Genomic DNA, 25,338 nt, shown 5'->3' with positions numbered 1-25,338 from the left:
GCGAGGCGTGTTCAGCACAAAAAAAAAGGGAAGGCCAAACGACCTTCCCTTTTTTATGGTGAAATACTCAGCTACTTTTCGAGAGTCTTTCGTAATTCTGCAAAAAGCTCCTGAGCCTTGAGGAAATCAAACTCCTGCAACGCGAGATCCAGAGCATCCACTCCCTTTGGATCGGACTGTGCCCTCAGTGTTTCCTTGAGCTGCTCAAAGAGCTTACGCGCCGAGAATCCCTGTGCCTCAAGCTGTTCTCCAAGCTGTTGCAGTAAGGCATCTCGCTCATCGTTTCCAAGCAAGACGTCCTGCCCCTCGCCTTCCTCAGATTCGTCACCAAAATACTCACGCAATCCCGCAAGCACCTCAGTAAACGCCGCCTCAAATGGAGCAAAATGCTCTCCGGCAAGCCTGTTTTCGGCATAATTCTTTTCCAGCGCATACGCTGTTTCCTGAATGCCGCTCATGCCAAGATTGCCACCAACCCCCTTAATCGTATGTGCAACACGCCGGGCTTCTGTGTAATTTTCTTCTGACTCAAAGCCTTTCAGTTCATCCACGACACCAGAATATTCCTCAATAAACTGCCCCAGGAGCTTAATGTAAAAACTCCTTTTTCCGCCCACACGGGTCAAACCTGTCTGGACCTCCACTCCGGGCAACTCTGTGGGGAACGGCTTTTCAGCAGACACTGGAGCAGGCGCTGAGGCCGAAGCCTGCTGTTCGTCGGGGCGTACTCGGAGCAGAGACTCCTGCTCACTCAAAATAGACTGCAATACAGCAAACAGCTTTTCAGGCTCAATGGGCTTGCTCACATGCTCGTTCATGCCAGCCTCAAGGCTTCGCTGCCTGTCACCTTCCAGGGCGTGAGCAGTCATGGCAATAATGGGGAGCGCATCAAAGCGGGCATCTCGACGAATGCGCTGAGTCGCTTCAATGCCATCCATCTCTGGCATCTGAATATCCATCAGGACCGCAGCATACTGACCTCGTTCCAGCTTCCCAAGAGCCTGCAAGCCATTATGCGCCACATCCACAACAAAGCCTGCCTTGCTCAGCAACTCGGTTGCAACCTGCTGATTGATGGCATTATCTTCAACCAACAGAATCGGGACATCTTTAAACAGCCCTTCGTACTGCGAAATGTCCAGCCCCACCCGTTCCTGAGTTTTGTCATCACCCCGGAAAATTTGCATCAGGACATCGACCAAATCAGACGAATTAACGGGCTTATCCAGATAGGCGTCGATGTCCAGACCTTGCCCATGCTGCCTCGCCAAGGAACGGTCATATGCCGTAAAAATCACAACAGCAGGCTTTTGTTCAAGCGTCGTCAGCCGCTGAATCGCTCCCGCAGTCTCCAGCCCGTCCATTCCTGCCATTTTCCAGTCAATAAACGCCACCTCGACAGCGTCTTCGCCTTCGCCGTGGTTCTTAATGAACTCCACAGCCTGCATTCCAGAATACGCTTCCGATACTTTGAGACCGAGACTCTTGAGCTGACTACTAAAAATCTCCATCGATGTCCGACTGTCTTCAACCACGAGGACATGTCGACCACGCAATTCACTTCTGGTCATACGCCAGCTCACGACCTCATCGCTTCGGTCAAAGGTCAGGTCAAAGAAGAAGACACTTCCCGTCCCCTCTTCGGAATCCACCTGAATATCTCCGCCCATAAGCTCGACCAGCCGCTTGCATATGGCCAAACCAAGGCCTGTCCCGCCATACTTTCTTGTCGTGGACTCGTCTGCCTGCGCAAAGGAACGGAACAGACGTGAAAGCTGCTCTGGCGTCATGCCAATCCCTGAATCCCGAATTTCAAAATGCAGAGAGACCTTGTCTTCGGACTGTTCGCCCTGTTCGGCAAGAGTGACCCGGACCGCAACCTCTCCCTCATGCGTAAACTTGACCGCATTGCTCACAAGGTTGGTCAAAACCTGTTTGAGGCGCAAAGAATCCCCTTCAATACCCCGAGGCACATTTTCACCAACATGCACGGTCAGCCGCAGGCCTTTTTCCTCGGCGGTAAAGCCCATCAGGTTCCGAACATCCTGCAAGACCTCATCAAGGTTAAAGCGAACCGCCTCAAGCGTCATCTGCCCGGCTTCTATCTTTGAAAAATCAAGAATATCATTGATAATCCCCAGAAGAGACTCCGCCGAACTGTAAATCTTTTGCAGGTAGTCCCGTTGCTGAGAATTTAGCTCCGTATTGAGTGCAAGATGCCCAAGCCCCATAATGGCGTTCATAGGGGTACGGATTTCATGGCTCATACGTGCAAGAAACTCGCTCTTGGCTCGGTTTGCGGCATCAGCAGCATCCCGGGCATCAAGCAAATCTCCCTCAAGCTGCTTCTGCTGTGTAATGTCACTTTCCACAGCAATAAAATTCGAAATTTCTCCTTCATCATCAAACACGGGCTGCACATCCAAAGAAAGCCAGTATTCGCGGCCATCCTTGGCATAGTTCAGTAGCTCAGCCTGAAAGCCCAGCCCCTTGCGTAACTGTTCAGAGATAAACTGTACGGTCTTCACGTCTGTATTACGTCCCTGCAAAAGGCGCCCTGGTTTCTTGCCAAAGACTTCATCAAGCCGGTAGCCCGTGATGCGCGTAAAGGCGTCGTTGACCCACTGGGCGCGCCCATCACCATCGCTAATGACAACAGCGTTGTCTGTGTGCTGAGCCACCAAAGACAGGCGCTTCAGTTCTTCTTCTGTTTTCTTTCGATCTGTGACGTCACGGATGGAGCCAACAGCATACCATTCCCCCTGATGGAAAAATGACGAAACAGCCCGCTCAACACTAAAGCGAGAACCATCTTTACGCATAGCCTCAAAATCCATAACCACACCAACGACAGTCCCTTCACCGGAGCGGGAGAAGCGCGCCATTCCCTCGCGCGCCTGATCTCGTGCCTCAGGAGGCGCAACAAGATCATGAATGTCTCGCCCAATAGCCTCCTGTGCAGAATAGCCAAACATTTTTTCTGCCGCAGGATTCCAAAAAACAACACGGGCCTGCGAGTCAATCATGGTGAGAGCATCATGCGAAGCTTCATTCATTGCCGTAACAACAGCCTCGCGCCCCTTCACTGTCTGCAAGGCATCATCAAGCTCTTTGGTCCTCTCCTGAACGCGTGTTTCCAAAAGCTCCCGTGCGGATTTGAGCGCAGACTCACGGGCACTGACCCGCCCGGCCATCACATTAAAATCACGGGCGAGCAAATCAATTTCCTGAATAATCTGCCCCTCTGGTGCACGCTCTTTAAGCGAACCATTGGCAATGTCATGAGCCACCTTGCGCAAGCCCCTAAGAGGAGAAGCAAAAAATCGGCGCATCATCCCGCCAGAAAAAAGTGCAAGCAGCAAAGACAGGCCAACAGCACTAAGCACAACCCGCGTAAGTAATTTTCTTCTTGTGACATCAAAGCGGCTTTTGTCCCAGCGGAAGAGCACCGTTGCATTAACAATATCCAGAGGAAAGATGTCGGGCCGAACATCAAGCTCTTTCCCAAAACGAGCCACGGTCTGCCCCAGATATTCGATCTCAAGTCCCCAGCTCGATTTGCTCAAGCCCATAGAATAAAACGTATCAACCCTGCGGATAGGAATTTCTGCAACAAGAGCACCCTCCACATGGTTTGCGTAATAAACAGGAGTACAAATACGCCAGTACGACTCTCCATTCTTGAGGCTGATTCCGTACTCGTGCTCAGCCTTCCCATCAAGAACCCGCTTTATCTGTTTGTCGTCGGCATAGCGAAAGCTGGGTTCAGCCTGCGTGCTGTGAATCGCGGTCCCTGTGTAGTCGAGCAAGGTCAGCTGATATTTTTGCCCAAGCAGGGAAATAGACCCCATAAAGTCTGCGAGCGTTGCCTCTGACTGCTCTGGATGCATGACGGCCTGCTGAATCAGGGGAAACTCCGCATAATCCGCAAGGATAATCTCATGCCGCTCAAAAAAACCTTCCACGGTTTTCTGAACATTCAGGGCCTGTCGTTCAAGGAGATCCTCCTGATACTGATAGATAACTTTTCCCAGCTGGGAATACATCACAATGCCAATTCCCAGCATGAAAAGAATCGCAGCAAGAGCATTAAAGAGCAGGACACCCTGCATCACAGGAAACGATCGCTTTTTCATCATTTCACCAGCCTATGGCTCGTCAGTGAACGGATACAGCTGTACTTCATTTTCCAGTCCATAGCGCCCAATGGCAAAGTCGTCAGCTCCAAGAGCCTCATGAGCATCAGGGGAATTTTGCGAATACGCTGAGAATGGTTTCGAATAGGTCTTAATCAGGCCGTCGACAGGGCTTTGCAAATCTTCCAGTGCATCATGAATCGCCTTTCGGTCCTGTGCTATGTCACCAGAAAGCCCTCCAGCCTGCTTGATGGCCGCATCAAGCAAAAGCCCAAGGTCATAGGCGTGAATAAACCCTGTCGGAGCGGCAATATCCAAGGGTGTCTCAATCTCATTGGGGAAAACCCGCTTGGCGGTTTCCATAACCCGCATTCCTTTGGGATCATCTGGCTGACTTACAAATGAGAACTTGGTCTGGAGAAACGTCAAATCAAGGCTTTTACGCTTATGGGCCGTAATAATCTCTGGGAAATCTCCTCCAGTTATGCCCCAGTGCGAAATAATGGGCAGAGAGAATTCCTTGCCAAGGGCCAGAGCAGATTTCATAAATGTTTTGCCTTCGGGTGCATTCCCGACAAAAAACACACTGTCTGCTCCTGACTCCACGATTTCTCGCAAAAGAATACGGGCAGAAACATCATTAAGCCCCCAGTTGAACCAAAAAACGCCTGCCGGTTCCAAGCCTTTTTCTTTAAGGGCGGCCAGCATCGTGCGCTGGTTTGACTTGCCCCAGCCTGTTTCTTCCAGCAAAAGCGCGGGCTTTTTGAGCTTCCGGACAGCAACAGCGTGCCCCACTAAAAAGGCTCCGGCCTTACTGTCATCAACAGAAAGACGAAAAATCCAGTTCTCAGTGCCCTCTGGCCGAGTAATGGGGCCAGCAGCCGCCCATGGAATAAACGTCAAGATCTGGTGCTCATTAATAAAGTCTCTATTTGCCAAAAGTGGCGGAGAGTGAAGGCCGGAAAAAACAGCAAGTGCGGTATTGTCGCTCAGAAAGGATTTGAGGTTTGCAAGGCTTCGACGCGCGTTGCCTCGATGATTCATGCGCACAAGTTCTACAGGATGCCCAGAAAGAGAGCCTCCAACATCTTCGAGAGCAGTTTTAAGCCCTCGCTCTATGCTTTGGCTTGACACAACAGCGCCGGACCAGTCTGCATCTATATAAATTTTCACAGGATAACTGTCTGCCAGCCCTCCCCTCGGCACAAGGCAAAGGCAAAAACTCATAAAGAGAATTCCACACCAGACGCGCATTTCTTTTTGTGCAAACATAAAGGCTCCTTCTGGGCAAAGAAAATTCTTCCTTGCATCCTACCAAAGAGCAGATCTTTTTGCACTTCTCGAAAGGAGTTTCTGCGTGATACCAGCTGCGAAGACTTGACTTCATCCGAGGGAAGACTATTGAACTTTCGGACAGGACGGTTTTTCCGTCCTCCTGTTTTTACGATCAGACATCATGTCTCGGCTGGCATTCACCTGCCAGCATTTTTGCATTTTTAGGGAGTAGACGAATGCATTACAATCTGGTTCTTACGCTGAATGGTCACGAGCAGATCATCTACAGCACCGAAAACATTCGAGTCATCCGCCTTGAACGTGAAAAGCACCTGCGCGGCCAGCGCCTTGGTGTCGTTGAAATCCGCGACGAAAACGGCAAGGTTGTCGAATAAATTTCGCGATGACACAAAAAGGCCCGCCTCCTTACGGAAGCGGGCCTTTTATGTTTGGGAAAACGTCTTTGCTACGCGCCGACGCTACTGAGCAGGGACTTTGGGGGTTTCCGGCTCAAGCGACTGCGTCGCACCCTGAAACTCTTCGAAATGCTTGGCCATCTTCAGCTCACGGTACTGGTCAACAGTCACGAAGCGAAGTGCACCAAACTTACATGCCTCTGCACAGGCACTGGTTTCCTTGCCATTCTTTTTGCGCCACTCTTCACAGAGATCGCACTTGAGCGCAACAGCAGGGCTGGTCTTTTCTGGCTCAACATCGCCAAAGACCGGGTCCTTTTCTGCAACAGCAATTGCACCAAATGGACAAACCATGACGCACATCTTGCAGCCAACGCAATACTGGTGACGAACGCGAACCATACCTGCTTCGCGAACGATTGCTTTTGTGGGACATACCCGGGCACACGGAGCGTTAGCGCACTGGCGGCACTGAATAGGCATTTTGACGTCACCAGACTTATAAACCTTAATTCTGGGAGTCAGCTGTTTCCTATTCTTAATGATCTCTTTTTTGGTGAGATCATAATGAGCTTCCATACATGCGATTTCGCACTTCTTGCAGCCCTTGCATTTCGATGGATCAGCATAAATTATGTACTGCTGATTGTCCTGAGTTTCCATTTCCGCACCTCTCTTCAGTTTTCAGCCTCAAGGCTTTCAATGAGAAGCTCCCGACCATTTTTCATGCTGAATCGTTCAGATCCGCAATGTGGACAGGAATAATTCTCTGGCTCCTCAAACAGAGTGTGGCACTCGCTGCATTCGTAACGTACCGGAACAACTGTTATGTCAAGTTCCGCGCCTTCAGCAGGAGTCCCCTCAGCACAGATCTCAAAGCAGGAACGAAGTGTTCTGGACTCAAGGCAGGACATGGCCCCAATCTTGAGACGAACACAACTTATGCGTCTGGCGCCATGACGCTTGGCTTCGTCTTTCACAATACCAAGCAGACTGGTGACTATTGCCAGCTCATGCATAAGCACACCTCACTTTTTCGTCCTTTCCATCTCGCATTGCCCGGGTTTACCTATCGCTCTGTACAGGACAGGCAGGGGTCAATGCTGTTCACGATAAGTGCAATATCCGCGACCTTGCAGTCATGGAGCATCACTTTCAGCGCTTCCCAGTTCACATAGGTCGGGACACGCCATTTCAGGCGTTCCGGCTTCAGTGTTCCGTTGGTGCGGAGGTAATAAATCAACTCTCCGCGGGGAGCTTCTGAGCGAGCTATAGATTCCCCGGCAGGAATCTCTGGCAAAGGATCGCATGCAAGCGGTCCTGACGGCATGTCGCGCAAGCACTGTTCGAGGATGGAAATAGACTCAAAGATCTCACGCAATCTCACAACAGCACGGGATCTGACGTCACAGCCACTTTCGGTAATGACGTCAAAGTCGACTCTGTCATACGCTGCATATGGAGTTTCCTTTCGCACGTCGTTGTCAAGTGCAGACCCACGAGCGACCGGACCAACAGAGCCATGCCGTACTGCTTCGTCATACGGGAACAGGCCAACGCCTTCAGTTCTGGCTTTAACCTGTGGGTGTTTCATATATAAATGAAGGAACTCTTCGCAAGGTTTTTTCAACGATTCCAGAGTCCTCGTCATGTATGCGACAATTTCGTCATCGATATCGAACTTGACGCCACCAATCATGTTGGCAGCGAGGTCCATACGATTACCCCATACATTTTCTTTCAGATCCTGCACCTTTTCGCGCAGTTCCATTGCATGCATAAACAGTGACTGGAAGCCTATAACGTGAGTGCTTATTCCCACATTGAACATATGAGATGCAATTCGCTTGACTTCATCAGCAATGGTTCGCAAATACAGCGCCCGATCAGGAACTGTAATACCTGCGACGTGCTCGACTGACATGCAATAGGTCAACGGATGGTTATTTGAGCACAGGGAACATACCCGTTCTGTTAATACAACATTCTGGAATATATTCCTTTCTCTCGCGAGAGCTTCCATGCCGCGGTGCGCATTGCCCGCATACATTTCAACTCCTTTGACAGTCTCGCCTTCAACGTTAACGCGAAAATACATAGGTTCTTCGAGCGCAACGTGCAACGGTCCAACCGGGATTGTAAAGCTTGCCATTAGTTTTTCTCCGCCTTTTCACCCATAATATGTTCCCACAAGACGTTAGTGCATGCGCCATTACTCATCGTAGAGAGCGGTACAAGCCTTTCCATCGCCAAGGGTTGGGTAATATTGGACAAAAACAGCGGTTCTGGATTCGGATGTCCTGCAACTTCAATCTGATACAGTTCATGAATCTCCCGCTCGGCCCAGTCTGCGGCCTTATGCCACGGCGTAATAGACGGCACTGTCGGAGTCGCTCCTTCTGGAACAACACGCAGGGTCAACGCCGTCCCCTTGACATCAAAGTGGTAGCAAACTTCAAAGAACCCTTTTTCGGAGTGCTCTTCTGGAGCGTGGGCCGTAATGGTCATCAGCCGCCCCTGCACTGTCAAAAGCTCTTTTGCGACGGTGGCCAGAGAAGCGGCATGCTCCAGCTCTACCCATCCATACAGGTTCTTTTTCTCATCAGAGGTCCAGCGAACCGCTGTCTCTGGCAAGAGCCGCTGAATCAGAATTTCAATACTGTGCTGCAAAACAGTGCTCATTTTTTAGACTCCCATTTGCATGGCCGCCTTTTTGCGACGGCACTCCGGGCAGAGGGTATACAGAGTTCGAATTTCCTCGTTGGGTTCACCATAGAGATCTGAAATCAGAGACTCAGGAAGGCGCGGCATCGGAGCGTCACACTCCACACAGTGCTGGTACGGAATAAATTCCGTTTCCTTGTAGTCATACTTTTCAGAATTCAGATGCGCTGTGGACCAGTCTGTCGAAAGTGTAATTGCGCCAGTTGGGCAAAACATTTCGCAGTATCCACAAAATGAGCAGCTGTTGTGCCACAGGTAGAAATTGATACCGGTCCCATCTTCGCGAGCCTGAAGCCGAATCGCACCACCAGCACACACACTTTTGCAGGTGCCACATCCAGTGCACTTGCTCGCGTCAATGTGTGCCTTGCCGCGCAGGCGTTTTGGCGTATGCGTCTCTCCAAACGGAAACGGCTCGGTTGCTGGCCCGTCCAAAACGTTTTTCCAGAGAACTTTCAGAAATGTCAGCATAAGAGTCTCCCCCTAAATCCGTGTCTTCCAAATTTCCAAGGCCTTGGCCACGCCCTCAATGATAGCCTGCGGGCGCGGCGGGCATCCCGGCACGTTCACATCGACCGGGATGATGGAATCCAGCGTTCCGGGAATCGAATAACTTCCGCGAAACACACCGCCCGAAATGGGACAAATTCCCACTGCAACGGTGACCTTGGGATCTGGAATTTCGTTATACACACGAAGGACCTTGTCCTTTACCTGTGACGTCACAGGACCGGTAATCAGCACAATATCAGCGTGCTTTGGGCTACCACAATATTTGCAGCCCAAACGCTCCACGTCATACCTAGGGATAAGCGCGGTGGTGGCAAGTTCAACGTCGCAGCCGTTACATGAGCCTGCGTTGATGCGATACAGCCACGGAGACCGAGCAGCCATATTCTGAAGTTTTTCAGCAATCTGCATAGGAAAGCCTCCTTTAGTGAATGATAAAGATCAGCGCGAGGCTGGCATAGGCGAACATCGACGGGTACTTCAGGTAAAACCTAAAGCTCTGGTCCGCGCGTAACCGTCCTGTTGCTGCGCGAACCAGCGTGATGGAGAAGAGCATCAGAAGCATGCACTTCACACCAAACCACACAATGTTTGCAATCCATCCGCCGGGAACTGTGCCAGGGAAAAACAGCACTACACCGAGTCCCATAACCAGGACCATTTTTAATGCACTACAAAGGCTAAACATGGCAAGCCCTGGTCCCGAGTATTCCAACAAGGGGCCTTCGAGCAGTTCTGTCTCTGCCTCTACAAGGTCAAAAGGTGCAGTTCCGAGTGTTCCGGGCAGGAAAAGCAGATAGGCGAAGAATGCCGGGAGCATAGTCCAGTCAAAAATAAATGAACCATGGACCTGCTGGTATTCAACAACCTTTGCGAAAGAGAACTCCGCAATGCCACCATTCCCGAGGCCAACTTTGAATGCGACAGCCAAAATTACCGCCAGCAGCGGAATTTCGTACGCAAACATCAACATCATCTCACGAGAGCTTCCCAGTGTGCCGTATGGAGAGCTTGAGGACGAGCCTGCAAGCATCAAGGCAATCGCCGGAATTGGCAGCAGATAGAGCATCATAAGCATATCGCCCATGCTCTCTGCCCCATTCCAGACTCCGGGAACAGGCATCACCATGAGGGCGAGCAGCATTCCCATAAAGCCAAAGATCGGCGCAAAGCGGAAAACTGGAGTGTGACCCGAGGCCGGAAGGATGGACTCCTTCCGGCCAAGTTTCACTATGTCAAAGAACGGCTGCATGATTGGAGGACCAACCCTTCTCTGAAGACGAGCAAAAACCTTTCTGTCCACACCTTTCAGCAGAAGTCCGAGGCAAAGCGCAAAGATGCCGCCCGGGAAAATCAGCATATGAAAGGTATATGAAAACACATCTGGCATACCTACCCCTTTCTGTTTGCAAGGAATGTCTTTGGAAGAGCAATCCACTCACGAAGCAGCGAAATAAACGGCTCGTAGAGATTGTCTGCCTGAACATTCAGTTCCCGAGCGTCGATGTCACTCACACCACAGGTATGAATCTCGCACACTCGCTCTTTCCTGCTCATAAAATGCATTACAAACCGCGCTGCGCCATAGGCCACAGCAAGTAAGATTGCGGTTTCCGTTGCATTCCATGACCCGGCACCTGTCGCCACACCACCAAGGGAAATGTCGAGAGGAGCAAAGCCAAATCCAGCAATCATGCTGTTAATGGGAGCAAGAAGAAGCCCGGGGAAAACACCAAACACGCAGCAGGCACCTGCCAAAATCATCATGGGCCAGCGCATGTATGGACCAACCTCCTGCACGTCCTTGATGGCCTCCGTTGGATAGCCAAAGAATGCGGAATGCAGGAACTTGATGAAGTACGCCATCGTCAGCACACTTCCGGTCAGAGACAGCAAAGCAAGCAGAACTTCATTCTGGCTCACAAGGCCGTGGTACAGCATCCACTTGGAGGTGAAGCCGCTAAACGGAGGAACGCCAATGGCGGAGAAGGCCGCAATAGCCAGAGTAACGAACGTCACAGGCATTTTGCGGGCAAGGCCAGAAACCTGATTCAATGAATCAGCGTGAGTGCGGAACATGATTGCTCCAGCACACAGGAAGGCGAGGTTCTTAAAGAGCATATGGCTGACAAAGTGCAGCATACCCGCAGACACGGTCAGCGCACTTCCGGCACAAATACCCAGCACAACATAGCCCAGCTGGGACACCGTGGAATAGATCAGCATACGCTTCAGCCCAGACTGAATAACAGCCATAGCCGCAGCATAGAAAATCGTTATTCCGGCAACCCAGGCCAGAGTGTACATGATAGCCTGCTGGCCCCAGATGCCGGACTTGCCAGCAAAGAACCCTGCCCCACCCAGCACGAAGAAGAGCTTGAGCAGGCCAAAGGGACCAGATTTCAGCAGGACAGAAGAGATATATCCACTGACAGGAGTTGGTGCGGTTGCAGGATGCATCCACACATCAATGCGCACGGGGAGCATTGCGGCCTTCATAACAAAGCCAAGAGCAATCAGTGCCATTGAACTTGTTCCAACCCAGCCCGGAAGCTGGCTCAAAGTCTGAGCAAGCGCCCCGATCTCAAAGCTCTGTCCAGAGGCTGTCAGCAGAACGATACCAAAGAACATGAAAGTTGCGCCGATCATGTTGAACACGAAGTACTTAAAGCCTTCGCGCAGTGACGCCGCAGTTTCTTCATGGATAATGACGAAGTACAGAGTCCAGCTGCTCATCAGTTCCCAGAACATAAAGAAGCTGAACAAATCTTCGGAGCCAGCAACACCAAGCAAGCCGCCAATCATAAGCAGCAGGAAGGTAAAGAAGCGCCACTGGGTGTGACTATGCTCCATGTAGCTCACGGAATACACGGTGTTCAGAATACCCATCATGGTGATGAGCAGCGCAAAGCACAGGGAAACCGTGCTCAGACCAGACCATGAGCACAGCACAGCAACAAAGGACACGGCCAAGACGCCCACAGCGCCCAGTCCGCATTTTTCGAGGTCATGCCGCAACAGGTATGGCACAACAGCGCCCAGCATGGGCACCAGCGCAAAGAACGGCCATGCAAAATCAAAGGCAGGCACAGGCTGCGCCACAAGCTTTCCGCCCATGACAAGCGCGTCTGCAACAGGAGTAACAAGCCCAAGAAGCGCCTGCGGAGCAATACCAAAGAGTACAATGAGTGCAGCAAAGGCAACCATTGGAATCTGGCACAGCAGCGGTGCATCCTTGACAGTATCAGTCCCTTCGTAGGCCTCAAAGAATAGCACCTTAACAAGGCGCATATAATAGAGCGCCGCAATCAGGCCGCCAGTAAGGATGACAGCTGCAAGCAGCAGATGTCCGGCATTCAGGCAGGCATACACCAGCATAAACTTACTGACAAAACCACCAAACGGCGGAAGGCCAACAATACTCAGGGCGGCGATCATCAGACAGATACCCGTCACAGGCATCTTGCGTCCCAGCCCCTTGAGTCCCTGAATCTCCAGCGTCCCGGCTCGCATCACCACGATGCCGATACCAAGGAAGAGCAGATTCTTCATCATGGCATGGTTCACCACATGGGCAAGCCCGCCAACAACACTCAGATAGCTGCCGACACCAAGCACAATGCAGATTTCGCCAATCTGCGCCATTGTGGAGTATGCCAGCATCCGTTTGACGTTTCGCTGGAGCAGCGCCATGACCTCGGCAAAGAGCATTGTCACTGCGCCAACAAACGACAGAATTGCACCAATATTCCAGCCGTCACCAGCACCCCGGAAAGTCTCAACGCCCATAATGGCAAAGCCAAGGAGCAGGAAACCATAGATGCCTGTCTTGGTCAGGATGCCAGACAGCGGTGCAGAGATGGAAGACGGTGCAACAGGATGGGCAGCCGGAAGCCAGCTATGCAGCGGCATCAGGCCAGCCTTGACCCAGAATCCTACAAAAGATGTTACCAGGATGAGCGCGGCAACTCCCGGAGAAAGAGCAGAAGCAAGAGTGCTCAGAGTAGCAAACTCAAAGCTTCCGGTCTGCGCATGCAGGAAAAGCAGACCAAAAAGCATAACATACGCACCAGAGGCACACATAAAGAAGTATTTATAGCCAGCCTCAAGCGCTTCGTCGCTCTGCTCGTGGATCACCAGGAAATAGGATGTCAGAGTCATGAGTTCCCAGAAGCCATACAGCGTTCCAAAATCATGGGCCAGACACAGGCCAACAAGGGAACCCTGCATAAGCATCAGGAAGAACCAGTAGCGGTCAGTATGCTCCTTCCCTTCCATGTAGCTGACAGAATACAGCGTCACGGCAAGGCCTACACAGGCCATAATTTTTGCAAACAGGGAAGACAGCGGCAACGCTGCATCAGCAGCAAAGACGCACAGAACAGTCAGCACAGAGAGCGCCACAGCTACGGTTTCGCGGACACGGATGCCCCGGAATTCCTTTGGTGCAAAGCGGGAGATGCCCAAAAGAACGAAACCGCCAAGGTATGGCACAATCGCTGCCAGTGGCCACGGAGACTCAAAATGCGGGAGAGCCTGCCCGTCGCCAAGACCTTCTGCGATGTGGAGAAGTCCCTCGGGGAACATGTGCATAAGAGCAACGCCACAGGCCAGCACGCCTGCACCGTAGCACGCTGCTTTGTCAAAAGAGCTTCTGGAAGCATCAGAGACCTTCCAGCTCTCGCTCTTTTCAAAACAGAGAGCCTGCACAATTCTGAGGGTATAGGAGATTGCGGCTATACAGCCAGCGAGCACAAGAGCTGCGCTCAGGTAATGACCCGACTCAAACGCACCGTGCAGGATGGCGAGTCGGCTTACTGCGCCCTTAAATGGCGTGATGCCAAGAGCGGCGAACATGGCAAAGGCAAAAACACCCGCCATGAATGGATGCACACTAAAAATGCCTCGCAGCTTTGCCAGCTCAAAGGACTTTGCCTTCTGAGCAAGCACAAGCAGAGCACAAAGTGCGAGCACCCGCGTTACGGTTTGATACATCAGGTGCAGGTACGCGCCGGAAATTCCAGCCGAAGAGCCTGCACCGAACCCAACCAACACGACCCCCAGCTCTGCCAAACACGACAAACCAAAAAGCTGGAGGAGGTTCCTGTATCGTTTTACTGCAGCCAGCTGCGCCACCACACACAAGACGGCGCCCAAGCATACGACAAACGATACGGACAGTGGTTGCACTGCGTCCATATCTTAGCCCCCTTAATACACTTACAGACAGGGGACTGAGAGTATCGGAAAACTGACGGGAAGACCGTAATCTGGCCGACACTTTTGTGCATTTTGTCACCAGGATGACGCAAAAGCGAGGCCAGACTTGCGTTAGCGAGCTGAAAAAAACAGAGAACTTTTTTACATGGCCTTACGGCGAGGAGAGTTTCCCTTGGAGGAAGAATTGGCTCCGATCATCAGTTCGTCGAGGTCATGAATCACGTACTTGCCACGACTCAGGCGAGTCAGGATGCCCTCTTTCTGCATTTCATTGAGCAGAGTGGACACGGTCTGACGGGTCGAACCAACAAAATCGGCGATCTGCTTGACGGAAAGACCTGTAGAAACAACGACACCTGCCCTGCTGCTTTCACCTTTCTGGTGAGCTTCCTGCTGAAGGAAGTCGCACAGACGCATCTTAATATCTTTGAATGCAAGGCGGTTGATAATGTTCAGGGTATTGCGGAGGTGTTCGCCAAGGACGGTCAGCGTTGCCATAGAAAAGAAGGGGCTATCTGCGGCGTGCTCACCAAAGGCGTCCATCTCGGTCACGAGAAGCGTTGTGTCTGTCAGAGCCTGAAGGGATGCCCTTGTGTGTGTGGTGTAGGCATCACCCTCTTGCAGAATGGCAAGGTTAAATTCCTTGTCTTCGTCAGCCAAAAAGACGCGAACTTTCCCACGCTTCACGACGATCATCTGATCGCCAGACTCTGCGGGAGTATAAATCATGTTATTTTTCAGGTACTTGCGCTCGCGAAACATTCCCATGAAGGGGTTATTTTCGGAGTTCTGCAACACTTCCAACATGTTCATCGGGCTAAGGCTCGTTTGCGTCATCATAATCTGGCTGACCTCTTCTGCCTCCCCAGCTGACGCTTTGGATGTCGGCTGGGTTACGCTTTCGTTATTGACAGGTGTCAAAGTGTAATCAAGTTGTCGTGGGGCCGATAGTGCCAAACCTTAAACAAGTTTTCAATGGAAATTTTGCATTTTTTTCAAAGCCTCCCCTTGGGGACCCCCTGAAATCAGGCCTTAGCCCATATCCCATAAGGCATTCATGTGTCAGCTACCCTACACTTTTTTCATACCAAAACCCTTCTCAACCAACGTCATGCTCTATTTTTCCCAAGGCAAAAGCTTCCTGTTGGAGGAATGCGCTACTTTTCCTCCATAAGATTCGTTCTTCTGATATTTATTTTTATATAGCTCCTGCGGTACAATTTTCTTTTGTTTTTCAAAGAAGCATCATTTTTAATGCACATTCTTTCTCTTGCTTTGCAAAAAGCTCCACAGCAAAACCGTAAACATCTCTGCAGGACTCAATACACAATATATTTTCTCCATTGGTCCAACCAAAAAAGCGTTCACCCCCTGCCTGTTCCACATTCTTTTCCCTGTATTCTCCTTGACAAAGCAACACAGCCACCACTAAGACCTACATTCTTTTGTCAGAACGCTGACGCTTTTGACAAAAGCTTTCGTTTTGGGAATAACCCAATGCATTGAGTTTGCAAAAAGGAACTTTTCCCTTGTTTCACAACGGGGAAACAGTATTTCCTAGGGAATTTCCCATGTGGGAAATCCGAGATGTATAGTCTGAATTACGTCGACTTTCTTACTCATAGAGCGACACCGATAAGCCTCAAATTTTTCGCATGTGCAGAAACTCGCTCCAACATCTCGCGTAGCATTTCACAGCAGCCTTTTTTACAAGGAATACACATGAAGAAACAATTTTGTGTTCTCGTTATCGAGAACCCCCTTGGTGATCGCAAGGCATCTACCCAGCTCGAAAATGCGGGCTGTTACGTCCTGACTGCCTCCGGTTGCGAAAATGCACTGAACAAGATGCCTGAGTATGTCGACGCCGTCGTCATCGATGCAGAAACTCCTGAGCTGTGCACGCAGACTGCCCTGCAGCAGCTCAAAGCACGCGCACCACGCACCGGTATTGTCGTCCTCGCAGGCGAAAATATGCTCTCTCTCGTTCGCGGTGCTCTTCGCGCTGAGGAGTATCTCACCATCCCTTGCATGGATCAGGACTTACTCCCGACTCTCGAACGCTGCTTCCTCAAAAGCCAAAAGGGCTTTATCGCTCCCGAACGAAGCGCTTTGATTTTCTCAAGGACATCTCACGCTATTTCTATCTCCTAACTACTCCCCATGCGTACAGGCCTGACTCCGTACTGCGGCAGGCTGTGCGTGGCTTTCTCAACCGTCCTTTATTGAGAAACGCCACCTGAAAAGCTCCTCACCCGTTCCTGAGGGGCTTTTCTTTTGCCCAAAAAAAAAGAGAAGCCCATGCTTCTCCAATGTATTCACGCCGCCCCCAGCCCTCGCGCCTTTCGCCTTCTCCCCCCTCCCCTCGGCTTCTTTTCTTCATGTCCAGCCATACTATGCACATCGTCACGCCCCCAGCTTCCTCGCGGCACGCTCTTTCTGAATTTTGGGCACAAAAAAAGCACCCCTTGGGTGCCTGCTCTCAAAGAGTCCAGGGGTGCCGAAGACCTCACCGGCACCCCTGAAAAACCTCGTAAGGAATCCACATTTGTAGAATCCACTATGCCTATCCACTTTATGCGCAAATGCACCCAGTTATGTCAAGCCATTCTTGACTTATGAAAAAAGTATCATGCCCTATTTCTTGAAATCCCCCTCGCAGGCGCACCTTTTTCCCGGTTTTCCTTATTTCACCTTTTCTTTCAACCCAAACCCTTACGTCACTTTTTTCACTTCACCCGGCTCTCCCCCACGCTATTCAGCCTCCGTCAAGTATTTCAGCACACCCTGCGCGGGTGGGCGCAGTTTTATTGGGGCGCTGCCCCAAACCCTGCAAGGGGCGCTGCCCCTTGACCCCGCCCAAGGACGAGGCCCTTGGGAATCCCGCTATCGCCCAAAATTAAAGGGCCGGATGTGTGAAAGCCGTTGGCTTTCCCTTACATCCGGCCCTTTAATTTTGGCCTAGTGGGCATTTCCCTAGCGCGTGTTCTTCTGCCTTTTTCTGCCGCACTTCTTTTCTTTTTGAACGCTCGCGTTCAAAAAGAAAATGGTGGCAACGCACGGGAAAGAGAAAGAAGCTCTCGACGTTATTTTCATCAAGTTTGAATTTCATTCACGCGAAGCGTGGAGGGAATTCAAACTCGCTGAGGATACGTAAGGGAATCATTCCCTTACGCGGGGGTTTGGGGGCAGGCCCCCAACTCTCCCCCACCCACCCATCCAGCGCTAACGTGCTGAGGCAGGCCCCCAATCTTCTACCGCCCATCCAGCCTTCATACTACGCTTTAAAAGCCTCTCGAATCTGGCGAAACAGCTCAGGCTTCCGATCATACTGATGGACAAGGACGGCGGGCACGCCGCTGTCGTTGAGAATTATCCCTTCTGAGGTCTGATCTGGAAGCCCCTGCTTGTAGGCGAGGGTCAAAATGGGGCCGGAGTTGTCAAAACGGGTAACACGCTCAAGAAGGCCATTGTGTAACATAAAGTTATGTACCCCCTGATCGTAACCAGCCATGCTCTTTCCGGGAGTGTAGTTGCGCAAAAGGGGGAGCATCACCTCTAAATACTGATCTATGGCGGCGGGGTCACCACACGTTGTACCGGAGCAAGAAATGCGACAGTCGCATAACGCCTCCCACGCGTCATGCCCCAAATGCCCAACAAGCCAAAGCTTCATGTAGGGACAGGTGCCAATGCTCTTGTGAGCATCCTCAAGAGTGATGCTCAAGCCTTCTGGCCACGGGAATTCTGCTGGATTCTGCTGAAAAATGACGTCGCGAACGTCAGTAAAAAGAATACGATCAAAATGCTCGACACACTCATCAAGCCACTTGCGATATAAAAGATACCGTAACGCGTTGTAGGAATACTGCTCATAGTCGCCAACACGCTCAAAATGAACCAGCTCAGCACCGGCAGCTTCCATCTTGTCACAATCCCTTGTGGTGGGAGAAACAAAAAGGATAACGCGCCCAGAGTAGCCCGTACGCCGAAGAGAGGATAAAAAGGGTCGTACATCTCCAAAATGATAGCCTGAAGCCATGCCCATGATGCACATTTTCTGAACCATACAAAAAGCTCCTTTCCGCCTTCACGAGCATGAATCATAGCGCGTGACATATTCAGTAAAAAGAGCCGGAGGGTATCCTTCCGAAGAAGGAACAGCAAGCCTCTTTGCAGATGTAAAATCGCCCCCCGGTGAGGATAAGACTCTGGTCTCTTCTTTGCTTTTCCGGCTGGGCAGGGTATCCTTTTGTGCGACGTACCAAGACAGAAACCAAAATCGCTTTCGTAATGAAAGGAGACCGAATATGAAACGCCTTCTCGCGCTATTTCTCAGCCTTGCCATGCTTAGCCTTGCGGCATGCAGCGAGGACAACACTCCCAAGGCCCCACAAAAAGCACAGTCCCGGGGCGCAGGCGCAACACTCACAGTCATGACCCATGACAGCTTTAACATGAGTGAAGCAGTTCTTGACGGCTTCCAGCAACAGACTGGTATTACCGTTAAGTTCCTCAAATCTGGCAGCACGGGAGCAGCACTGAACCAGGCTATACTTGCCAAAGGTAATCCGCTTGCAGACGTCTTTGTCGGCGTCGATACAACATTCCTGAGCCGCGCCATCGACGCAGATATTTTTATCCCATTTGAATCTGCGGGACTACGAAATATTCCCAAAACCCTGCGCCAGGACAAAAAATCCCGTCTTACTCCAATCAGCTTCGGCGATGTCTGCCTGAACTACGACAAAAAATGGTTCCTTGATAAAGGGCTGACACCGCCTGCGAGCCTCGAAGACCTGATTCTTCCCCAATACAAGGACCTGCTGGTCGTAGAAAACCCAGCAACGTCCTCACCGGGGCTTTCGTTCCTGCTGGCAACCGTCGCCCACTTCGGAGAAGATGGCTATATTGGCTACTGGAAAGCGCTTGCCGAAAATGGTGTTAAAATCACCGATAGCTGGAAAAAGGCATACTGGGGCGAATTCTCCGCAGCGTCTGATGGAACCCGTCCCATCGTTGTCAGCTACGCATCAAGCCCTGCTGCAGAAGTTCACTTTGCCGAAGAAAAGCCACACGATGCACCAACGGCCGCAGTGCTGACACCGGGTTCTGGCTTCCGACAGGTCGAATTTGCGGGCATTCTGGACGGGACCAAACACCTCGCCGAAGCCCAGCAGTTTATTGACTTCCTGCTCTCCAAAAGCTTTCAGGAAGACATTCCACTGCAAATGTGGGTGTACCCCGCAAGCACGGAAGCAATCCTTCCCGATGAATTTAGCAAATACGCCCAGCCACTGCGCGAGCCTGCGAACCTTGATCCACAAAAAATCGCCCAAAAACGCGAAAAGTGGATTGAGATGTGGACCGCAACAGTTCTGCGCTAATCACGACGCAATATACACAAAGCCGGGTTGCAATAGCCCGGCTTTTTCTTTCCCTGCTTGCGCTTGCAGTTGTCGTCATCATAGAATATGCCCGCGTCAATTACGCAAAAAAACGTACGATCATTCGAACTGACACAAACTTTCTTTGTGGAGGACAGACCAATTCGCCGCCGACTTCCAGCCCTGCTGCTGATAGCTCCACCACTTGCATTCCTCGCCCTGTTCTACTTCTATCCACTCCTGTCACTTTTTGACCTCAGCTTCTTTGCTGACGGCCAATTCCAGCTGGAGCGCCTCAGTGGACTCATCTCTTCTGACTATTATCTCCGCACCCTGTGGTTTACGAGCTGGCAGGCACTGGCAAGTACGGGACTGACCCTTTTCTTTGGCCTGCCCGCCGCCTTTGTCCTTTCACAATATGAATTCCCCGGCAGACGACTACTCCGCGTTATTTCGGGCATTCCCTTTGTGCTGCCAACCATTGTTGTTGCGACGGCATTCCATGCCCTGCTTGGTCCCTCTGGCCTGCTGAATACCTTCCTCATGCGCTCCTTCCAGTTGCAGACCGCACCGATTGCGCTCGACCATAGTATCTGGGCAATTCTGCTTGCACATGTCTTCTATAATATGACGGTGGTTATCCGCATTGTTGGTGGATTCTGGAGCACGCTCGACCCAACGCTTGTTCAGGCCGCCCGAATCCTTGGAGCGTCACCGTGGCAGGCGTTCCGAAAAATCACGCTCCCACTTCTGCTCCCGGCAATTCTGACCTCTGCCCTGCTCGTTTTTATTTTCTGCTTCTGCTCCTTTGGCGTCATCCTCATCCTTGGCGGACCACGCTTTGCAACGCTTGAAGTCGCAATCTACAGACAGGCCGTTCATATCTTTAACCTTCCGCTTGCGGCGGCACTCTCACTCATTCAAATAGCGTTTACCTTTGTCCTGATGTGGGCCTATACCAGCCTCCAACGCAAGGCGAGCGTCCGAATGCTCTCGTTGGGACGCCGCAAACCACGCCCATGCAAAAGAGGCATGGAACGCCTTGCTGTCGCGACGGCAAGTTTTGTGCTGAGCTGCTTCTCTGGCCTTCCACTCACTGCGCTTGTGCTCCAGTCCCTGCACACAGCACATGGTCTTTCACTACGCTATTACACTCACCTGTTTACGGACAGCGATCACTCCATATTTTTTGTACCGCCCCGCGCCGCCATAGAAAATTCACTCCTCTTTGGTGCTGCGACTATGCTTCTTGCGCTTTGCCTTGGCTTTTGTGCAGCAAAAGCCCTTAGCCAACGAAACGCGGGGAAACTCACTGGGTTCCTTGATCCACTGTTCATGCTCCCCCTGTCCACATCTGCGGTGACGCTTGGCTTTGGGTTTATTATTGCGCTGGACACCCCACCGCTCGACCTCCGATCCTCAATCCTTTTGGTTCCGCTGGCGCATTCTCTCGTTGCCTTTCCCTTTGTCGTCAGAACGCTTTTGCCAGCCCTGCGCTCCATCCCACAAAACACCAAAGAGGCAGCAACCATGCTAGGAGCCTCACCCTTTCAGGTCTGGCGACACATTGAGGTTCCAGTCCTCAGCTCTGCACTTGTGGCAGCAGCTGTCTTTGCATTTACAATCAGCCTCGGAGAATTTGGTGCAACAGTCTTTGTGGCCCGTCCACAGACGCCAACACTTCCGCTTGCGGTCTACAGATTTTTGGGACAGCCCGGCGCACTGAATTACGGTCAGGCAATGGCTATGAGTAGCCTGCTGATGCTGGTTACCGCCCTGAGCTTCCTTGCCCTAGAAAAAGCAACCCCTCGCGACTGGGGAGAATTCTAATGCCATTACTCACTCTGCACGATATCCGAAAACGATTTGACGCACATTACGCCCTTCGAGACATCAACCTCAGCTTAGAGGCAGGGCAGATTCTCTGTTTTCTTGGACCATCAGGCTGTGGCAAAACCACATTGCTTCGCATCATTGCCGGACTGGAAAAAGAATACTCTGGTTCAGTCAGTGTTCAGGGCGTTCATATTGATGAAGAGCCTCCACATACACGCGGCTTTGGACTTATGTTTCAGGATTACGCCCTGTTTCCGCATATGAATGTCTGGGACAACGTGGCCTTTGGACTGCGCATGCACAAAACAGGCGCGGAGGTCGAAAACGAGCGGGTCGCCGACATGCTTCGGCTTGTGGGACTTGAGGACTTTGCGTCGCGCAAAATTCAGGAATTGTCTGGCGGTGAACGTCAGCGGGTTGCCCTCGCCAGAAGCCTTGCCCCAGAACCACGACTTCTTATGCTGGATGAGCCACTGGCAGCTCTCGACCGCTCTCTTCGGGAGCGACTCGCCCGTGAGCTGCGCCAGATACTCAAAAAAGTCGGGGTAACGGCAATTTTTGTTACTCACGATCAGGCGGAGGCTTTTGCCATTGCAGATAAGGTGGCGGTTTTTCATGACGGCCGTCTTCTCCAGAACGACAGCCCACAGCGCCTCTATAGCCATCCGACAAGCATTCAGGTCGCTGAATTTCTTGGTTTCAAAAACATTGTCCCAGCCAGTGTGCTTCAAGACGGCACTCTGCTAACGCCTCTGGGAACTTTTCCTGTACCTCCGGGAACAAACAAACGTGCTCCAGGCATGACACCAAGCCTGCTGTTTCGCCCAGAAGGAGCACAAATCGCAACCCCCATGCAAGAGGCTACTGCGGAACAGATCCAGCTCACAGGACAGGTAGAAAGCTGCACTTTTCTTGGGCATGTGTATCAGACAGAAATAAAAATGGCAGAGGGAATCATGTTCCGATTCCTTCTGCCAACGTATCCATCAGCTCCTAAAATTGGAGAAAAGCTCCGACTCATACTGCCAGCCGAAGCCTGTGTTGTCCTCGATTCTGACCAGCGCCCCGGCTAGTCCACGGGCACCGGGAACTTTTCCCGTGCCAGTCGAAGGGCCGCAGCATGGACCTGCTCTTCCCACTCGGTATAGGCAACAAGCATCTTTCGCCCAAGGGGAGACAGCCTGTAGCCAGACTTGTTGCCGCCCTTCTTCTCCAGCAGCTTTTCGCCAAGCGCAGCTTCAATATCCTTAATTCGTCCCCATGCGGCACGATATGACATTCCAAGCTCACGGGCAGCCGCAGCAAGAGATCCATTCTGATCAATTTCTTTCAAAAGCGAAGCACTTCCGAGACCGAATGCCATTTCGCCCCCGGTCTCAAGCCAGACTTTTAACTTTACTTTTAATGGTGGTAATCCCACAACAGTACTCCCACTTTCGTTTTTAAAATTCTCCTGCTCCTACCACAAAGACATGCCTTCATCCAGTCAGGGGCATATATCCGAGCCTCTGACGCAAAACACCGAGCAGCATGCTTCGGTATATTCAAAATTCCTTGAAATTCCCTTGTAAAGGCGATGAATTCTCATTATTTTCCGTTTCCGTCGCTTTTATACGACTCTGCACGCCATCTTTTTGAGCAGGAAATCCACTCTGCACCAAGGCATATCACGCAGAGAGCATCTCTGCTGTTCGCCATGGACAAAACATAGAGACCGGACAGAAGCGTTTCTGACCGGGTGGCTTTCCTCCTCCCAAAGCTTCCGTACAGGGTTCAACATTTCAAGGATTTTTTATGTTTTCACACTTTTCACGTCTCTGCCTGTGTGCCACCCTCTTTTGTGGTTTGAGCACATCTGCCTTTGCAGCACAAGACCAAGGAACAACATACGCCCTTGATCCTGTTGTCGTCTCTGCCCGAGGGGTAGAGTCAACACTCAGCCAGACTCCCGGTGGAGTTGGGGTTGTTGACAAAGAGGAAATAGCCCTCTCTCCAAAGGCAAGCATTGCCGATGCCCTGTCCCGCATTCCGGGTGTAAGCAAAACAGGTGAGTCCCCGTGGGGACAAGACGTCAACATTCGCGGGATGCGCGGAACATCCGTTGTTTTTCTGATTGACGGCAAACGCATCAACACAGCAACCGACATCAACGCCCAGATGGGGTTCATTAATCCCTCTGATATTGAACGCATTGAGGTCATCAAAGGCCCCATCAGCGCCCTGTACGGAACAGGCTCAACAGGTGGTGTCATCAACATCATCACGAAAAAGGGCCACTTTTCCAGCACGCCTGAAATGCACGGCGAACTCAGTGGCACCTGGTCCTCCAACCCGGAAGGAACAGACAGCTACGGGCGCGCAAACTATAATGCTGAGCGCTTTTGGCTCCAGCTTTCCGGCGGCACCCGCGACCACATGAGCTATTACGGTGGCGAGAACCTCATGGAAAACAGCCAGTTCGAAGACATTCAGGGGCGCATCAATGGCGCATTCCGCTGGACAGACGAACTGACAACAGAATTTCAGGCAATGGTTCTGGAGGGCAACGATATTGGCATCCCCGGTGGCTCCAAGTCCATGCCTGCCAATGCTCCGGTGACGTATCCCCGCATTGGGAGCTCCCTTGTTAGTCTGGATACCACATGGACACCCAAAAACGGTGCGCTGAAAGAGCTGCTCGCCAGCCTATACTATAGCCTGAACGACCGCCGTGTCCGCATCGACAACCCCATGCCGCCAGTCCTCAAAATCACCCCGAACGCCAGCCACGAAACCGTAGGAGGCAAGATTCAGGGGCGCTGGCAGCTTGGCGAGCATCAGCTCGTCTCTGGGTTTGACGCGTGGAAGTGGCACATGCGCTCATGGCGCAGCAAGTACCTCCGAAACGGCCATATTCTTGAAGACCAGCCTACGCCCAACACCACACAGCTTTCCCTTGGTCTCTACGCAGAAGACAACTGGAAGCTCAATGAGGCGTGGACACTGAACCTTGGCGCACGGCTTGACCGCGTCAACATGAAAAACCACGAAACGCCTCAGTATGAAGAAGGCCAGAGCAACGACTGGGGCTGGAATGCCCATGCAGGCCTGACCTGGGACTTTGCCGAAAACTGGTCTCAGACCTTCATTGCAGCAACGAGTTACCGTGTACCCGACATCATGGACCGCTTCAAAAACATCAAACTCGGCTCTGCCACAATCAAGGGCAACCCCGATCTTGATCCTGAACAGTCCTTTTTCCTTGAGTACGGTCTTCACTACAACACCGGCAACCTTCGCCTTTCCGGTTCGCTGTTCCACAACCTTGTTTCGGAGTATATTACCGAAGGAGCAACAGCAGACCCCAATGTGTTCCAGATGGAAAACGTGGGTGAAGCACAGATTTATGGTGCTGAGCTGGAAGCCAAATGGTTCTTTGCTCCAGGCTGGTCCACATATGCGACTCTGGCTGCAACACATGGCGAGGACCGCAACGAAGATGAAGCTCTGCGAAACATTGCTCCATTAAATGGACTCCTCGGCCTGCGCTACGATCATAGCACTGGATTCTGGGCACGGGTTGAAACACCATGGGCTGCAGGACAAAGCGACGTCCCGGAAGGGATGGAAACCGTTGACGGTTACATGCTTGTTAACGCCGCTGCAGGCTATGACTTTGACTTGTGGAAGCTCCAGCATAGTGTCAGCCTTGTGCTGAACAACATTCTGGACACCCGATATGAAAATTATCTGGCCAATTCACGCGGAATGGAGCTGGAAGAACCCGGCTTCTGCGCCGCAGTGACGTACGCGGTTTCTTTCTAACGACGATAAACGGGCCGCCTAGAGCGGCCC

19 protein-coding genes are annotated in these 25,338 nt (G+C 51.6%); 6 read left to right on the top strand and 13 right to left on the bottom strand.

From position 1 onward, the window contains the following. Positions 1 to 71 precede the first annotated feature (71 nt). Positions 72 to 4,139, bottom strand: a complete 4,068-nt coding sequence (locus tag B5D23_RS04725) for a PAS domain S-box protein (protein ID WP_078684255.1) — start codon at positions 4,137 to 4,139, stop codon at positions 72 to 74. Between the two features lie 9 nt (positions 4,140 to 4,148). Continuing rightward, positions 4,149 to 5,408, bottom strand: a complete 1,260-nt coding sequence (locus tag B5D23_RS04720) for an ABC transporter substrate-binding protein (protein WP_078684254.1) — start codon at positions 5,406 to 5,408, stop codon at positions 4,149 to 4,151. 239 nt (positions 5,409 to 5,647) lie between these two features. Between B5D23_RS04720 and B5D23_RS15005 the strand changes: the two genes are divergently transcribed. Then, on the top strand, positions 5,648 to 5,806 hold the full coding sequence (locus B5D23_RS15005; protein ID WP_159445914.1) for a hypothetical protein: 159 nt from the start codon (positions 5,648 to 5,650) through the stop codon (positions 5,804 to 5,806). A gap of 84 nt (positions 5,807 to 5,890) precedes the next feature. Here B5D23_RS15005 and B5D23_RS04715 read toward each other — a convergent pair whose 3' ends face one another. The 9 genes from B5D23_RS04715 to B5D23_RS04675 all read right to left on the bottom strand — a co-directional run bounded on the left by B5D23_RS04715 (position 5,891) and on the right by B5D23_RS04675 (position 15,121). Then, complete coding sequence (locus B5D23_RS04715; protein ID WP_078684253.1) at positions 5,891 to 6,490, bottom strand: 4Fe-4S dicluster domain-containing protein; 600 nt, start codon at positions 6,488 to 6,490, stop codon at positions 5,891 to 5,893. Between the two features lie 14 nt (positions 6,491 to 6,504). Next, positions 6,505 to 6,846, bottom strand: coding sequence for a hydrogenase maturation nickel metallochaperone HypA (gene hypA, locus B5D23_RS04710; RefSeq protein ID WP_078684252.1), 342 nt, complete (start codon positions 6,844 to 6,846; stop codon positions 6,505 to 6,507). A 50-nt stretch (positions 6,847 to 6,896) separates the two neighbouring features. Beyond that, positions 6,897 to 7,979 carry a hydrogenase large subunit gene (locus tag B5D23_RS04705; protein WP_078684251.1) on the bottom strand — a complete coding sequence of 361 codons (1,083 nt, stop codon included), beginning with the start codon at positions 7,977 to 7,979 and terminating at the stop codon, positions 6,897 to 6,899. Beyond that, the gene (locus B5D23_RS04700; protein WP_078684250.1) at positions 7,979 to 8,509 is read right to left on the bottom strand and encodes an NADH-quinone oxidoreductase subunit C; all 531 of its coding nucleotides are present in this window, start codon (positions 8,507 to 8,509) and stop codon (positions 7,979 to 7,981) included. The genes B5D23_RS04705 and B5D23_RS04700 overlap by 1 nt, the downstream gene beginning before the upstream one ends. Before the next feature lie 3 nt (positions 8,510 to 8,512). After that, a complete protein-coding gene (locus B5D23_RS04695) occupies positions 8,513 to 9,022 on the bottom strand; it encodes a 4Fe-4S binding protein (RefSeq protein ID WP_078684249.1) in 510 nt (169 codons plus the stop codon). 12 nt (positions 9,023 to 9,034) lie between these two features. Next, positions 9,035 to 9,472 carry an NADH-quinone oxidoreductase subunit B family protein gene (locus tag B5D23_RS04690; protein ID WP_078684248.1) on the bottom strand — a complete coding sequence of 146 codons (438 nt, stop codon included), beginning with the start codon at positions 9,470 to 9,472 and terminating at the stop codon, positions 9,035 to 9,037. Between the two features lie 13 nt (positions 9,473 to 9,485). Beyond that, positions 9,486 to 10,451, bottom strand: coding sequence for a respiratory chain complex I subunit 1 family protein (locus tag B5D23_RS04685; RefSeq protein ID WP_078684247.1), 966 nt, complete (start codon positions 10,449 to 10,451; stop codon positions 9,486 to 9,488). 2 nt (positions 10,452 to 10,453) lie between these two features. Beyond that, positions 10,454 to 14,260, bottom strand: coding sequence for a proton-conducting transporter transmembrane domain-containing protein (locus B5D23_RS04680; RefSeq protein ID WP_078684246.1), 3,807 nt, complete (start codon positions 14,258 to 14,260; stop codon positions 10,454 to 10,456). 162 nt (positions 14,261 to 14,422) lie between these two features. Further along, positions 14,423 to 15,121, bottom strand: a complete 699-nt coding sequence (locus tag B5D23_RS04675) for a Crp/Fnr family transcriptional regulator (protein WP_078684245.1) — start codon at positions 15,119 to 15,121, stop codon at positions 14,423 to 14,425. An 882-nt stretch (positions 15,122 to 16,003) separates the two neighbouring features. On the opposite strand from B5D23_RS04675, the gene B5D23_RS04670 reads away from it, so the two are divergent. Continuing rightward, positions 16,004 to 16,435: an ANTAR domain-containing protein gene (locus B5D23_RS04670; protein WP_078684244.1), complete on the top strand. Its 432-nt coding sequence runs from the start codon at positions 16,004 to 16,006 to the stop codon at positions 16,433 to 16,435. Between the two features lie 1,123 nt (positions 16,436 to 17,558). Here the strand turns inward: B5D23_RS04670 and B5D23_RS04665 are convergent. Continuing rightward, positions 17,559 to 18,350, bottom strand: coding sequence for a hypothetical protein (locus B5D23_RS04665; RefSeq protein ID WP_234985066.1), 792 nt, complete (start codon positions 18,348 to 18,350; stop codon positions 17,559 to 17,561). A gap of 241 nt (positions 18,351 to 18,591) precedes the next feature. Here B5D23_RS04665 and B5D23_RS04660 point away from each other — a divergent pair, with 241 nt between their 5' ends. From B5D23_RS04660 to B5D23_RS04650, 3 genes are all read left to right on the top strand, one after another. Next, entirely contained in the window at positions 18,592 to 19,668 is a 1,077-nt protein-coding gene (locus B5D23_RS04660; protein ID WP_078684243.1) for a thiamine ABC transporter substrate-binding protein, read from the top strand. 147 nt (positions 19,669 to 19,815) lie between these two features. Beyond that, a complete protein-coding gene (locus B5D23_RS04655; protein ID WP_200803626.1) occupies positions 19,816 to 21,498 on the top strand; it encodes an ABC transporter permease in 1,683 nt (560 codons plus the stop codon). Next, positions 21,498 to 22,577: an ABC transporter ATP-binding protein gene (locus B5D23_RS04650; RefSeq protein ID WP_078684242.1), complete on the top strand. Its 1,080-nt coding sequence runs from the start codon at positions 21,498 to 21,500 to the stop codon at positions 22,575 to 22,577. The genes B5D23_RS04655 and B5D23_RS04650 overlap by 1 nt, the downstream gene beginning before the upstream one ends. On the opposite strand, the gene B5D23_RS04645 is transcribed toward B5D23_RS04650, so the two are convergent. Next, positions 22,574 to 22,867, bottom strand: a complete 294-nt coding sequence (locus B5D23_RS04645) for a winged helix-turn-helix domain-containing protein (protein ID WP_078684241.1) — start codon at positions 22,865 to 22,867, stop codon at positions 22,574 to 22,576. The two genes, B5D23_RS04650 and B5D23_RS04645, sit on opposite strands and share 4 nt — an antisense overlap. Before the next feature lie 431 nt (positions 22,868 to 23,298). Here B5D23_RS04645 and B5D23_RS04640 point away from each other — a divergent pair, with 431 nt between their 5' ends. Continuing rightward, positions 23,299 to 25,308, top strand: coding sequence for a TonB-dependent receptor plug domain-containing protein (locus B5D23_RS04640; RefSeq protein ID WP_078684240.1), 2,010 nt, complete (start codon positions 23,299 to 23,301; stop codon positions 25,306 to 25,308). Positions 25,309 to 25,338: the final 30 nt, after the last annotated feature.

The organism is Desulfobaculum bizertense DSM 18034 (assembly GCF_900167065.1).
Lineage (GTDB): Bacteria > Desulfobacterota > Desulfovibrionia > Desulfovibrionales > Desulfovibrionaceae > Desulfobaculum > Desulfobaculum bizertense.
The sequence above is the reverse complement of the archived record's forward strand: the minus strand, read 5'-3'. Positions and strand labels throughout refer to the sequence as shown.